The organism is Hymenobacter psoromatis (assembly GCA_001596155.1).
GTDB lineage: Bacteria > Bacteroidota > Bacteroidia > Cytophagales > Hymenobacteraceae > Hymenobacter.
Genome location: CP014771.1, coordinates 720,113 through 732,806, shown reverse-complemented (window position 1 = coordinate 732,806; position 12,694 = coordinate 720,113). Strand labels below are relative to the sequence as shown.

At 60.5% G+C, this 12,694-nt stretch carries 12 protein-coding genes and 1 pseudogene; 4 read left to right on the top strand and 9 right to left on the bottom strand.

Going from position 1 to position 12,694, the window contains the following annotated elements; translation table 11 throughout:
• Positions 1-564: 564 nt before the first annotated feature.
• Together A0257_03210 and A0257_03205 are read right to left on the bottom strand one after the other, a co-directional pair.
• On the bottom strand, positions 565-1,140 hold the full coding sequence (locus A0257_03210) for a hypothetical protein (GenBank protein ID AMR26195.1): 576 nt from the start codon (positions 1,138-1,140) through the stop codon (positions 565-567).
• An 86-nt stretch (positions 1,141-1,226) separates the two neighbouring features.
• The gene (locus A0257_03205; protein AMR26194.1) at positions 1,227-1,715 is read right to left on the bottom strand and encodes a hypothetical protein; all 489 of its coding nucleotides are present in this window, start codon (positions 1,713-1,715) and stop codon (positions 1,227-1,229) included.
• Between A0257_03205 and A0257_03200 the strand changes: the two genes are divergently transcribed.
• A complete protein-coding gene (locus tag A0257_03200; protein ID AMR26193.1) occupies positions 1,714-2,022 on the top strand; it encodes a hypothetical protein in 309 nt (102 codons plus the stop codon). The two genes, A0257_03205 and A0257_03200, sit on opposite strands and share 2 nt — an antisense overlap.
• 86 nt (positions 2,023-2,108) lie before the next feature.
• Here the strand turns inward: A0257_03200 and A0257_03195 are convergent.
• From A0257_03195 to A0257_03180, 4 genes and pseudogenes are all read right to left on the bottom strand, one after another.
• Positions 2,109-3,133, bottom strand: a pseudogene (locus A0257_03195) (transposase).
• 91 nt (positions 3,134-3,224) lie between these two features.
• Entirely contained in the window at positions 3,225-3,428 is a 204-nt protein-coding gene (locus tag A0257_03190; GenBank protein AMR26192.1) for a hypothetical protein, read from the bottom strand.
• A 67-nt stretch (positions 3,429-3,495) separates the two neighbouring features.
• Positions 3,496-4,113, bottom strand: a complete 618-nt coding sequence (locus A0257_03185; GenBank protein AMR26191.1) for a riboflavin synthase subunit alpha — start codon at positions 4,111-4,113, stop codon at positions 3,496-3,498.
• A gap of 191 nt (positions 4,114-4,304) precedes the next feature.
• Complete coding sequence (locus A0257_03180; GenBank protein ID AMR29608.1) at positions 4,305-5,708, bottom strand: polyprenyl glycosylphosphotransferase; 1,404 nt, start codon at positions 5,706-5,708, stop codon at positions 4,305-4,307.
• A 198-nt stretch (positions 5,709-5,906) separates the two neighbouring features.
• Between A0257_03180 and A0257_03175 the strand changes: the two genes are divergently transcribed.
• The 3 genes from A0257_03175 (at position 5,907) to A0257_03165 (ending at position 8,031) form a co-directional block, all read left to right on the top strand.
• On the top strand, positions 5,907-6,581 hold the full coding sequence (locus A0257_03175) for a protein-L-isoaspartate O-methyltransferase (protein AMR26190.1): 675 nt from the start codon (positions 5,907-5,909) through the stop codon (positions 6,579-6,581).
• Between the two features lie 192 nt (positions 6,582-6,773).
• On the top strand, positions 6,774-7,253 hold the full coding sequence (locus A0257_03170; protein AMR26189.1) for an acyl-CoA thioesterase: 480 nt from the start codon (positions 6,774-6,776) through the stop codon (positions 7,251-7,253).
• Positions 7,254-7,266: 13 nt separating this feature from the next.
• Entirely contained in the window at positions 7,267-8,031 is a 765-nt protein-coding gene (locus A0257_03165; GenBank protein ID AMR26188.1) for a hypothetical protein, read from the top strand.
• Between the two features lie 137 nt (positions 8,032-8,168).
• On the opposite strand, the gene A0257_03160 is transcribed toward A0257_03165, so the two are convergent.
• The 3 genes from A0257_03160 to A0257_03150 all read right to left on the bottom strand — a co-directional run bounded on the left by A0257_03160 (position 8,169) and on the right by A0257_03150 (position 12,672).
• Positions 8,169-9,293, bottom strand: a complete 1,125-nt coding sequence (locus tag A0257_03160; GenBank protein ID AMR26187.1) for a hypothetical protein — start codon at positions 9,291-9,293, stop codon at positions 8,169-8,171.
• Positions 9,294-9,424: 131 nt separating this feature from the next.
• The gene (gatB, locus tag A0257_03155) at positions 9,425-10,882 is read right to left on the bottom strand and encodes an aspartyl/glutamyl-tRNA amidotransferase subunit B (GenBank protein ID AMR26186.1); all 1,458 of its coding nucleotides are present in this window, start codon (positions 10,880-10,882) and stop codon (positions 9,425-9,427) included.
• A gap of 176 nt (positions 10,883-11,058) precedes the next feature.
• Complete coding sequence (locus A0257_03150; GenBank protein ID AMR26185.1) at positions 11,059-12,672, bottom strand: hypothetical protein; 1,614 nt, start codon at positions 12,670-12,672, stop codon at positions 11,059-11,061.
• Between the last annotated feature and the right edge of the window lie 22 nt (positions 12,673-12,694).

Below are 12,694 nucleotides of genomic sequence, written 5' to 3'. Positions count from 1 at the left end.
GTGAACAGAGGCTAGCCCTACCTAATAAAAATTACTTCGTATTGATTTAATGCAAAAATAATGCAAACTTATATGCAGCATACACCTGACTGCCATGTAAGGTACCACCTTTCTGCCGTAAGGAATTTTATAGTCTGAGCAGCGTGTCTGCTGGTCCAGCCGACCGGCTAGCTAGGTGGCTAAGGAGCTACATTTTAGAGCCCCTCGCTATCCCGCAACTGCACTTGGTCAGACTTGGCTTGTCTGCAAACACAGTGCAGAGGCAGTGGACTGACCCATTAGTCAGGTCACCCTTAAGTTGGCTAACAGCGTAGGTCCCATTACCCTTGGTAAGGTCTAACAGCAGGTGGCTCAGTGCGCTTCCCTACTCGGTAAGCCAATGGTGGTGCCAAGTAGCCTGGCACTTAATGTATGCCTTTTGGAGCCATTAGCTCACAGGATATCTCTACTGTTTACATGTTGTGATTCACCGTTTACTACATGTAAAAGTAGTGCGCTTGTTGCTGGATAGTTAATAGATTTTGAAAATGATAAATATTTCTATGTAATTATACAATGTTATATTTAAATCTTGCCACCTGCTAGAAAACGGCCAATTGCCCGAACGTACCCTTCCGCAAAAAACTTTTCTGTTAGCTTGTCTTGCACTCCTAAATGGCCACAGTCTACCGTCAGCACTTGGCGGCGCTGACGGCGGCGAGCTGCTTGTATAACAGCAAGAGAATCAGCTAAAGGGGTATTCTCATCTTTGGTGCCAGCAATAAGTAACCAAGGGCAGTTCACTTGGGGAGCTATACGAGGGTAAGCGGTGGCCTCAGTAGGGAGCGTCACGATATCATCGTTAACGGTCTTAAAGTGAGCCACTATAGCGGGTAAATTACCTGCGTACCCCTCCGTTATTAAAAAGGCCGGTTTGTCTTTAGCCGCTACTTCCGAGCCCACGATGGCTCCCATAGATAACCCCAAAATGCCCACCTGGTCGTGGGGAGCTGCTTGTAGGTCAGTGGCAAACTCTTCATAGTAAAGCCGTTGCTTGTCAATGGCAAACGCCTGGCTATGCCCAAACCCTCGGTAATCGAACAACAGGGAGCGGTAGCCAGCATCCGCTAAAGCCCAAGCGGTGTAGATGTTGCTCGACATGTTGTAGGCATCACCACCTGCCACTACGACTGTGGTATGTAGGTCAGTAGCCTTAACCGACGGTTCAATTAGCCACGCCGATAGGGTTACGTTGTGCCAGTCCGCCTGACGGTCGCGCGCGCGGGCCGCTCGATAGGAACAAGAACCCCTACCTGCCCCAGACTTGGGCCCTGCTGCGTGGCGAACGCACTGACTACGTGTAGGGGCCCCTGGGCCCGCCCGCGGTCAAAGGAGCGGCGCACCGTCTTGCCATCGATGGCGACTACTTCGCGCGGTAGGGGCGGGGCGGCGCTGGCTATCCACTGGCGGAAGCACTGCTCCAGTCCCTGCGGGTCCACCAGCGAGAACACGCGCCTGAACGTGTCGTGGTAGGCACTGCCGTGGGGCAAATCCAAAAAAGTGGCCAGCCAGGCGTGCTTCATCCGTCCGTAGTCGGCGATATCGACCCAAGTCTCCGCACCGGCCACTACGGCACAAACGGCGATAACGAGCACATCAAGTAAGCGGTGCCGGGTGCGGCCAGCACAGCGCGGGTCGGGAAGAGGGGCGAAGAAAGCAACTAGGTTACTGAGCATGAAGACCTTGATAATAGACTTGTTCCTAAATAACTTCTTTTTGTTTGCCGAGATGCCAGTTCCAGATTCCGCAAGCCAGGGCCAACAAACGGTCGTTGAACGAGGCGGACTTATTGCGGCAGGTTTGGGCGACGCAGCCCAGGCGTTTGGCCCCACTGATGGCGTGTTCGACCTTGACGCGGCGGCTAGCGTGGAGGCGGTTGTCGGCCCGTTGAGCATCGGTCAGGGCCGCGTCGGGGCGCTTTTTGCTGCGGCGGGGCTTGCGATGGGGCAAACTTTGGGGAGCCGCCTCGTAGTCGGCGACTAGCCCCAAATAACCCAAATCGGCCAACAAGTCGAAGAGGTCGAGCAGCCCCAGGTTTACATCAAACTCCTTTTTAAGCAGTTTAGGACTTACGCAAAAGCCAATGCTGGCTGTGTCAATTCGTGCCGCATATATGCATCCAAAAAGCCTTGCTTGAGCTGATAAACCGTTTTTTGAGTTTGGTACGCGGCTTGTTTGAGCTGGGTCCAGGCCCGCACGGCCAGGGCAATGTGGTTGCGCTGGCTGCGGGCCAGCCGGCACTGGCAGGCCTGCACGCCGGTAAGCTGCTTGAGTTCGCGGTGAAACTGCTCAATCGTCCAGCGAACGCTGCTTTCTTGTTCGGCAGCGGCCGTGTCGCGGGGCTCTACCTCGTTGGTCAAGAGGTAGTCCGTCCGGTGGGGAGACACCAGTACGCGGAAAAGCTTCAATTTGCACTCCTTCGGCATCCCCTTTACTTTCAGGGTTTTGCCAGCCGCCACTTCCGCAGTCGACCAACTCAGGCAGCCCACGGGCTGGTAGGGCTGCTGGCCGCCAGAATCGTCCACCAAGCGGTTGCTCCCAAACGCTTGAAGCGCGTTTTCAGCGGACAGTAAAACGTTTTGCCGGCCTTCATCAGCCACTTGAACAGGGCTGTGGTGGCGTACCAACTGTCCATCAAGACCGTGCGGTACGTAAGGCCGCGTGGGGCCAACTGGCCGAGCATGTCGGCCACGTGCTCGAGCTTGGTCTTGCCAACGGTGTCGGGGGCGAAGAGGCGGTAGTCAATCAGCCAGAACTGGTCGGTGTCGGGATTAACATAGACGCAGGTGACCAGGCCGATGCCGGCAATCACGCCGTGGGCATTGCCACTGTACTGCCGGCGAACCAGTTCAATGCGCCGGCTGTGGTGTTTATCCAGCACCGTGTCATCGAACAACACGTACCCGCGCGCGCTGGGTACGAGCTGCGGGCGCACCTGCTGCCAGAGCTGGCGCGGCGTAAACTGGTTGGTCTTGAAGAAGTAACGCACATTGTCGTGCGTCAGGCCCTCCAGATGGTCAGCCAGGTACGTGCCCGTGTAATTTACCTGGCTGCTCACCAAAAACTGCCCGTAAAGTTGCGCGGTCGCTTTCATCGCTTTTCTTTTCAAGTTACAGCTTTTGCGTAAGTCCTATATGTTATAAAATCTGCAGCCATCGAACTTACCGTTGTTCGCTCAGTATCAATCACTCCGCCGGCTCCCTATCCCCCATGTGGCCGTCGCCGTGGTCGCCCTGGCCGGGCTTGCTGGTTTGCTTGGCGTTGTGGCGGTCGTCTTGCGTAAGGGAGCGGTTGAGGTCCACTGAGGTTTCAATCTGGCCGTCGTCGTCGCGGCGGATGTAGCGTTTGTCGCCGGGATTAGGTTCGAGTTCTTCGCGTTGGTGGGCCATGAGGGGGGTAGGCGGCCGGGATGTAACCGGCCCCCTACCCCCACTTTTCGCGCCTAAGGCCAGCGGGTTAGGCTTCGACGCTGGCTATGAGGCCCTGGCTGGCCAGCAGCTTGGCCACGTACTTGCCCACGATGTCGAACTCCAGGTTCACGCGGTCGCCGGCTTGCAACTGGTAGAAGCCGGTGTGCTCATAGGTATAGGGGATAATGGCTACCGAAAACTCGGTCGGCGTCGAGTTGAAGCAGGTGAGACTCACGCCGTTGATGGTGATGGAGCCTTTCTCCACCGTGAGGCGCTGCGGGCCGGCCTCGTGGCGGAAGCGGAAGAGCCAGGAGCCATCCTGGTCCTGCACGCTGAGGCACTCGGCGGTGGCATCGACGTGGCCCTGCACGATGTGGCCGTCGAAGCGCCCGCCGGCAGCCAGGCAGCGCTCCAGGTTAATATGGCGGCCGGGCTGCCACTGGCCCAGGTTAGTCTTGCGCAGCGTCTCGTCAATGGCCGTCACAACGTGCGTGCCGGCTGCGGCATCGAGGGCTACTACCGTGAGGCACACGCCGTCGTGGGCCACGCTCTGGTCGATTTTCAGCTCACTGGCGAAGGGCGACTGGATAGTGAAATGGCGGTTGGTGCCTTGCTCGGCAGTGCCGACAACGGTGCCGACAGTTTCAATAATTCCGGTGAACATGAATCGCAGATTTAATAGATTGCGCGGATTTCGCGGATTCGGATGGCCCGCGGCTGCCAATTAGAGGAAAATGGCGGCGGCAGGGGATGACTAGCGGAAATAAAACCAGCAACACCGAAAAAAGATGGCCGCGACGACCGGAAAAGCCGCCAGCGCCATTAGAATCCGCGAAATCCGCGAAATCCGCGATTTTATTTGCCTCGCCCTTCTACGATGATTTTCAAGGTGTAGAGCAGCACCCGAAAGTCCATCGCCAAGCTCATATTTTCGATGTATAAAATGTCGAATTTAAGGCGCTCGACCATCTGGGGCACGGTTTCGGCGTAGCCGTACTTGACCTGGCCGAGACTGGTGATGCCGGGGCGCACGCGGTGCAGGTGGCGGTAGTGGGGCGCGATTTTCACAATCTGGTCGATGAAAAACTGGCGCTCGGGGCGCGGCCCCACCAAGCTCATGTCGCCCTTAATGACGTTCCAGAACTGCGGAAACTCATCGAGCCGCACCCGGCGCATAAAGCGGCCCCAGGACGTGATACGCGGGTCGTGGTCGGAGCTGAGGGCCGGGCCCAGCCGCTCGGCATCGACGTACATCGAGCGAAATTTGATAATATCGAACGGCACGCCATTCTTACCCACGCGCTGCTGGCGGTAAAAAATAGGCCCCGGCGACGACGAGCGCACCATAAACGCCGTGAACAGGTACACCGGCCAGGCCAGCAGCAAGAACAGCCCCGAGGCGCCCACATCGAGGGCGCGCTTGAGCACCTGCTGCCACACGGGCAGCAAATCCTGCTTGATTTCGATGAGCGGCGTGCCGAATAAGTGGTTGACTTTCACCGAGCCCAGCAGCATCTGGTACAAATCGGGCAGCACGCTGATGCGCACCGGCAAGCCCTCCAGCAGGGTCAGAATTTCCTGAATGCGCAGGTGTTCGCTGGGCTCGATGGCAATGATAATCTGCTCGATGGCCAGGCGCTGGATAAGGTCGGGCACCTGCTGATACGAGCCCACTTCGGGCAGGGCCTGGGCCAGCTCGGGGTCGATGGCCGTGCCAATGGGCGCGAAGCCCACCAGCCGCAGGCCCAGGTGCCGGCCGGTGCGGGCCAGCTCGCGGTACGTGCTCAGGGCCAGTCGGTTGGAGCCAATTAGGAGGGTAGGAAACGAAATAACCCCGCCGCGCACCAAGCCCTGCACGCTGCTCACGGCCCAGATGCGCAGCACCGCCGTAATGGTGAAATGCAGCAGGTAATAGGCCGTAAACGTCTTGTAATAAGCGCGGTAATTGCTCACGCCCTGGTCGTCGAGCAGCAGGGCGAAGAAAATAACGACCGTGCCCAGCAAGGAGGCCCGCGCCAGCCGAATCAGCTCGCTGAGGCGCGACTTGCGAAAGATGTCGCGGTATTCGCCCAGCAGCGCGTAGAGCGTGGTCCAGAACAGGCCAATCATCACGGCCGCCCCCGACAGGTAAAACAGCACGCCCTCGCTGAACGGGTAACCCGTGAGCTCGCTCAGCAGGTACTTGCGCACCAGAAAAAACGCCACCCAGGCCAGCAGCGCCGCCCCGAAATCGGCCGCCACAAGCTTAAGATACTGAATTCGGCGGAGCAACAAGGTGGGGAACGGGTAGCGTGTATTTTTGTGGGGCTGCGCAAAAATAGGTCGGCCGGATGGTAGAGTTGGGTGTTAAGAGGGAAGAATAGAGAGGTAAGAGGTAGAATTTCTACCTGCTTCTTGTTACTGGGCCTTGATTTCCAACGCTTAACCATCAGTTTTTAACGCTTAATCTCCTACCCCATTACGCCTTCTCTACCCGATACCTACCGCCACCGCGGCCAGCGCCGCGGCCTGGTTACGCTGCTGCGCGCGCAGCGTGGCATCCACGACGAGCGGGTGCTGGCGGCCATTGGCGCGGTGCCGCGCCACCTGTTTTTTGCCCCGGCTTTTGAGGCCCACGCCTACCAGGACAAGGCCTTTCCCATTGGCGAAGGCCAGACGATTTCGCAGCCCAGCACCGTGGCCTACCAAACCCAGCTGCTGGAAGTGCGCCCCGGCCAGCGCATTTTAGAGATTGGCACTGGCTCAGGCTACCAGTTTGCCGTGCTGTGCCAACTTGCTGACCAGGTGCAGAGTATCGAGTTTAACGCGGTGCTTTTTGAGCGGGGCCGGCAGCGGCTGGCGGCGCTGGGCCTGCCCACGGCGGGCCTGCACTTGGGCGATGGCTCGCTGGGCCTGCCCGCCCTGGCGCCCTACGATGGCATTCTGGTCACGGCGGGCGCGCCGGCCCTACCCCCCGCTTTGCTGCGGCAGCTGCGCATTGGGGGGCGGCTGGTGGTGCCAGTGGGCGCCGCCGACATGGGCCAGCAACAACTGCTGCGCATCACCCGCGAAGGCCCCGAAACCTTCACCCGTGAAGCTTTCGGCGACTGCCGCTTCGTGCCCCTGCTGGGCGCGGCGGGCTGGGCTGTTTGAATTATAAAGTATGAATTAAAAATTAAAAGTGAAGCGACTTGACTACTGGGCGGGGGGTAGGCAGCGTCTTTACCTTTGCACGGCATTCTCTCATCCTGCCATATTTTATCCCACCCGCTGCTCCATTTTTAATTTATCATTTTTAATTTTTACTTGAAAAAGCAACGTCCCGTCTCCGACTCATTCGTCATTATGACTGAGTTGGTGCTGCCCAACGATACCAACACGCTCCATAACCTGATGGGGGGCCGCATGATGCACCTCATGGATATTGCCGCCGCCATCGCCGCCCAGAAGCATTCCAACCGCATCGTGGTCACGGCCTCGGTCGATAACGTGTCGTTTCGCGACCCCATCCAGCTGGGCAACGTGGTGACGCTGGAGGCGCAGGTCACGCGCGCGTTCAGCTCCAGCATGGAGGTGCACATCGATGTGTGGGCCGAGGATATTCCGAGCGGCACCAAACTCAAAACCAACGAGGCGTTTTTCACCTTCGTGGCCGTGGACCAGTCGGGCCGCCCCATCGACGTGCCCGAGGCCGTGCCCAAAACCGCCAACGAAATAGTGCTCTATGACGGTGCCCTGCGCCGCCGCCAGTTGCGCCTGGTGCTGGCCGGCCGCATGAAGCCCAGCGACGCCACCGAGTTGAAAGCGCTGTTCGAGCTAACCTAACGCTTCATCATACATGACTGAGGACGAGCAAAGCGGCACCCTGGCCTTCCTGCAAAACTTCTACACCGGCGTGACGCTCTACATGCCCATCGTGGCTGAGGAGCCGCTGGTGACAAGTGAGCCAGCGGCGGCCGCACCCACACCCGCGTTCGCGGCGTTACCGCCACCCGCGCCCGCCGCGGCCCCGCTGGCCGCCGCAGTTTTGCCGGTGGTGCCCCTACCCCCCGCCGCGCCGGCCAGGCTGCCAGCCAGCGCGCCCCTACCCCCGCCAGTGGCACCGGTGGCAGCGCCCATTCCAGTTCCCGTCAGCACGCCGGTGCAGCCTTCAGTTGCGCCACCCGCCGGCCCGGCCGATGCGCTGGTCGTGGCACCCTATCTGCTCACGACGTTCGACACGCTGGGTGCCAATGTGGCGGGCGTGGTGCTGGTGGTGCGCCTACCCCCCGCCCAGTTCGTGAAGCTGCCGCGCAACGTGTTTCTCAACAAGCTGCTGCAAGCCGTTGGCCTGGTGATGGCCGACGTGGTGCTGGTGAACGTGGACGGCCCCTACCCGGTGGCGCTGGCCAACCTGCGCAAAGAAATCGCCGCCACGACCATCCTGGCCTTCGGCAAAAACCTGCTCGACGTGGCCGTGCGCACCACCCAGATTTACGAGCCGGTGCAGTTTCCGGCCGTGGGCCTCTCCTACCTGGCCGGTGCCGAGGTCGAGATGATTGAGTATGACGTGAGCCTCAAAAAGCGCCTGTGGGGCGGCTTGCAGCGGCTGTTTCCGAAGTAGCTTAAAGACGTTTGTCCTTGCGAGCGCAACGAAGTGAAGCGCGGCAATCTTTCCTGCACGTTAGGGTTACTACCCCGACGATTAGGAAGGATTGCCGCGCTTCACTTCGTTGCGCTCGCAAGGACAAACGGTTGCTATTACTTCAGCACCTCGGCCAGCTTGGCTTCCAGGGCGGGGCCGCGCAGGTTTTTGGCGATGATTTTCCCGCTCGGGTCAAGCAAAAAGGACTGCGGGATGGCCTGCACGCCGTAGGCGGCGGCGGCGGCGCTCTGCCAGAATTTCAGGTCCGAAACGTGGTTGGGCCACACTAAATGGTCGGCCGCGATGGCCTTTTCCCAGTTTTCCTTCTTCTGGTCCAAAGACACGCTGTAGATGGTGAAGCCTTTGCCCTGGTCCTTGAACTGGTTGTAGGCCTTCACCACGTTGGGATTTTCCTGGCGGCAGGGGCCGCACCAGCTGGCCCAGAAATCGACCAGCACGTACTTGCCGCGCAAGCTTTTGAGCGAGAGAGCTTTACCCTCGGGCGTGGCCAGGTTGATTTCGGGGGCTTCGGTGCCGATGGCCGTGGCCCGCAGCGGGGCCAGGCGCTCGGTGAGGGCCTGGGTGAAGGGCGAGGCCGGCTGGGCCTTGCGCTGCACCGTGGCAATGGAGTCGGCAAACGCAAAATCGTCGTCGGGGCTCACGAAGCTGAGCGTGGCAAAGCCGGCGGCAACCGAGGTAGCATTGCGCCGAATCACGGCCTTGGCGCGGTTGGCCGTGCCGCGCTGCAACGTGTTGTACTGCTGCTCGATAGCGGCCAGCGAATCGGCGTGGCCGGCCTGGCCGGCGGCGTTGTAGCGCTGAGCCAGGCGCTGCATCTGGTCGCGGCTGGCGTTCATGGTGCGCGTCAGCTGCTGAATCACCTCCGAGTCTTTCGAGCCCTTCACCGAGTAGGTGGTGGGTAGGCTTTTAGCATCGCCCGAGAGCGTGAGGTGGGTGTTGTTATCGAGCACCAAGAGAACCTGGTTGGGCTCGTCAACCTTGAGTTGATACACGGCCGCCGCAACGGGCAGCGTGCCTTTGAAGGTGAACTTGCCCTGGGCATCGGTTTTGGCCGTGCCGCGCTCCACAAACTGGCTGCTGGTGAGCTCCGAAAGGTGCAGAGTGGTGCCGGCCGGCAAGTTGCGCAGCTGGCCGGTTATCTGGTAGCCTTCGGCGGCGCTGGCGTTCTGGCAGGCATTGGTGAGGCCGAGCAACGCCACGGCAACGAGGGCAGGTTTCATAAAATGAGTCATTTACTACTGAATAAGAACGGGTTGGCACGGGTAGCGCCACGCGGCTACCCTGCGGACACGCAAACGGGCCGGCGGGTTCCGGCGCGAACACCTGGGTAGACGCGCGCGGTCAAACTTCCTTACCCCTCCAGCCCCTGGCGGAGCAATTGGTTGGCCAGCTTGGGGTCGGCCTTGCCACCGGTCAGCTTCATGAGCTCACCCATAAACATGCCGGTGAGCGACTTTTTACCGGCCCGGTACTCGGCCACTTTGGCCGGGTTGGCGGCTAGAACCTGTTGCACGAGGGCTTCCAGCTCGCCGGCGTCGGCCTGGGTGAGCAGGCCCAACTGCTCGGCCGCGCCGGTGGCATTGGCCGTGGGGTGTTCGAGCAGGTACGGGAACAGCTGCTTGCTGGCTACGGAATAGTTGAGCTTGCCGGCGTCAATCAGCTCGATGATGCCCGCCAGCTGGCCGGGGTCGAGGGGAAAATCGGCCAGGTCCAGGGCGCGCTCGTTGAGATACGACTTCACGGGGCCCATCACCCAGTTGGCGGCGGCCTTGGCGTTGGGCGTGAGGCGGGCCAGCTCATCAAAAAACAGGGCCACATCCTTCTGGTCAGTCAGCACGTTGGCGTCGTAGTCGTTCAGGCCCAGCTCGCCGGTGAAGCGGGCGTAGAGCTGCTGCGGCAGGGCCGGCAATTCGGCCTGCACGCGGTGCAGCCAGGCATCGTCGATGAGGAGGGGGGGTAGGTCGGGCTCGGGAAAGTAGCGGTAGTCGTTCAGCGTTTCCTTCGAGCGCTGGCCGTTAGTGGTGCCGGTGGCGGCATCGAAGCCGCGCGTTTCGGAATCTACTACCCCCCCGTTTTCCAGGATTTCGACCTGCCGCCGCACCTCGTACTCGATGGCCCGTTGCACGTTGCGAAAGGAGTTCATGTTTTTGACTTCCACCTTTGTACCGTACTCGGTGGCGTCCTTTTTCATCACGCTCACGTTGGCATCGCAGCGCAGCGAGCCTTCCTCCATGTTGCCGTCGCACACGCCCAGGTACTGCACCAGCTTTTTGATTTCGGCCAGGTAGGCGTAGGCTTCTTCCTCGGTGCGGATGTCGGGCTCACTCACAATCTCGATGAGCGGCACGCCGGCGCGGTTCAGGTCCACCAGGGTTTCGGTTTCGCCGGCCAGGTGCATCGATTTGCCCGCGTCTTCCTCCATGTGAATGCGCGTGATGCCGATGCGGCGGGTGCTGCCGTCGGCCAGCCGGATATCGACGTGGCCGCCCACGCAAATCGGGGTTTTATCCTGGGTAATCTGGTAGCCCTTGGGCAGGTCGGGATAAAAGTAGTTTTTGCGGGCAAACAGGTTCTCGCGGGTAATCTGGCAATTGGTGGCCAGGCCCATTTTCAGGGCGTAGTCCACGGCCGTGCGGTTCACGCGGGGCAGCGTGCCTGGGTGGCCGAGGGTAATGACCGAGAGGTTAGTATTGGGCAAGGAGCCGTACTCGTTCTCATCCGAAGAGTACATCTTGCTGTGCGTCAAGAGTTGAGCGTGTACTTCCAGGCCAATCACGGGCTGGTAGTTGGCAAGCAGAGCGTCGTCCATATAAGCAGAAGTGAGCGGTCGCGAGCATTACCGTCGCAACGTGGCCGCAAGTTAAAGCCGATTCCGGGGCCTGTGCCCGACTACGCACAAGCTAAAAGTTATGCTACGCAAAAAAAGCAGCCCGTTCCAACGTGGAACGAGCTGCTTTTCAACTTAGCCGAATGGCTGGGTCGCGCTTACTTTTTGCGCACCGGAGCCTTTTTCATCGATGCCTTTTTCATCGGCGCCTTGCGGCTGCGGGGGGCACCGGTGCCGATGGTCTTCTTGCCGGGCAGTTTCTTGCCTTCAGCTTTGATGTCCGAAATGGTCGGGGCCGGGCCATACTTGGCTTCGGCAGCGTTCGTCTCGCCCGTCAGGTAGGGGTCGAAGTCCACCCGGCGGTTCAGGGCCTGGCCAGCGGCCGTCTTGTTGCTGGCAATCGGCTTGGTTTCCCCGTAGCCACGGGCCTCAATGCGGTCGGCCGAAATGCCCTTCTCCAGCATGTACTTGCGGGCCGCGGCGGCGCGCTCGTAGCTCAGGCGCAGGTTGTAGTCGTCGGCCCCCTTGCTGTCGGTGTGGCCAGCGATGCTGAGCGAGTAGTCCGGGTACTCGTTCATAATCTGCACCATCTGCTGCAGCTTCGGATACGACGAGGCTTTCAGCGTGGCCTTGTTGAAGTCGAAGTTGATGTACTTCGTGGCCTCGTTGAGGATTTTCTTGTCCTCCGCCTTAATCTCGGGGCAGCCTTTGTTGGAAGCGGGGCCGGCCCGGTCGGGGCAGCGGTCCTCGTAGTCGGGCACGCCGTCGCCGTCGCGGTCGAGCGGGCAGCCGGTGGCGTCCACTTTCACGCCAGCCGGGGTGCCGGGGCACTTGTCGAGGTAGTCGGGCACGCCGTCGCCGTCAGCATCAAGCGGGCAACCCGAGGCATCGACGCGCACGCCGGCCGGGGTGTTGGGGCACTTGTCGTCGGCATCGGCCACGCCGTCGCCGTCCGCGTCGGGGCAGCCCTGCAGGGCCGCCAGGCCCTTCACGTCGGGGCACTTGTCCTGGTAGTCGGGCACGCCATCGCCGTCCGTGTCAATCGGGCAGCCATTGGCATCCACTTTCACGCCCGAAGGTGTGTCGGGGCACTTGTCCTTGCGGTCGGGCACGCCGTCGCCGTCCGTGTCCTTGGCTTTGCCGAGGTTAGCCGTCACACCGGCCGAGAACTGCATGTAGCGGTCGTATTTATCCCAGAAATTGCTGCTGCCGCTGTTCACGCCATCAAGACGGTCATCATCGCGGTCGAGGAAGTGCTGACCGGCCTGCACGAAAATGCCGAAACCGGGCGACAGGTGAAAGTCCAGACCCAGCGCAGCCTGGCCATCGAAGGAACCAAAGCTGGTGTGATTGCTCACGTTGGGCGCCGTGGCAACGTAGCGGTCAGAATACACCAATGCCAGACCCGGCTGAAGCAGGATATAGGGGACTACCGGCGAATTGGGCAGCAGCTTCAGCTTGAAACCCAGGCCAAACGTAGTAACGTTGGCCGAGAAGCGGCGGGCCGTGGCGTAGTTGCCGGACGTGGTGGGCGAAGCGAACGTGTTGTCCTGGCCCGGAAAGCGGAGCAGCGACTGATTAGCCGACAGGTTGATGTCTAAGCCTTTGGTTAGATAGCGGCTCAGGGTCAGGCCGCCGCCGTAGGTGGCGTTGCGCAGGTCCCAGAAACTGCTGCCCAGGTCGCCCCGGTATTGTAGAGTCGTCACGTAGCCGCTGACGCCGAACTTGCGGTCGACAGTCTGCGCGTGGCTGCGCGGCACTGCCGCCAGCATCCCCAGCCCAAGTAGAGCTGTG

What these genes read in the sequence shown, in the direction of transcription:
- A0257_03210 (AMR26195.1), bottom strand. Translation starts at nt 1,140, where the DNA reads ATGTCGAGCAACATCTACACCGCTTGGGCTTTAGCGGATGCTGGCTAC.
- A0257_03200 (AMR26193.1), top strand. Translation starts at nt 1,714, where the DNA reads ATGAAGACCTTGATAATAGACTTGTTCCTAAATAACTTCTTTTTGTTT.
- A0257_03205 (AMR26194.1), bottom strand. Translation starts at nt 1,715, where the DNA reads ATGCTCAGTAACCTAGTTGCTTTCTTCGCCCCTCTTCCCGACCCGCGC.
- A0257_03190 (AMR26192.1), bottom strand. Translation starts at nt 3,428, where the DNA reads ATGGCCCACCAACGCGAAGAACTCGAACCTAATCCCGGCGACAAACGC.
- A0257_03185 (AMR26191.1), bottom strand. Translation starts at nt 4,113, where the DNA reads ATGTTCACCGGAATTATTGAAACTGTCGGCACCGTTGTCGGCACTGCC.
- A0257_03170 (AMR26189.1), top strand. Translation starts at nt 6,774, where the DNA reads ATGACTGAGTTGGTGCTGCCCAACGATACCAACACGCTCCATAACCTG.
- A0257_03165 (AMR26188.1), top strand. Translation starts at nt 7,267, where the DNA reads ATGACTGAGGACGAGCAAAGCGGCACCCTGGCCTTCCTGCAAAACTTC.
- A0257_03160 (AMR26187.1), bottom strand. Translation starts at nt 9,293, where the DNA reads ATGAAACCTGCCCTCGTTGCCGTGGCGTTGCTCGGCCTCACCAATGCC.
- gatB (AMR26186.1), bottom strand. Translation starts at nt 10,882, where the DNA reads ATGGACGACGCTCTGCTTGCCAACTACCAGCCCGTGATTGGCCTGGAA.
- A0257_03150 (AMR26185.1), bottom strand. Translation starts at nt 12,672, where the DNA reads ATGCTGGCGGCAGTGCCGCGCAGCCACGCGCAGACTGTCGACCGCAAG.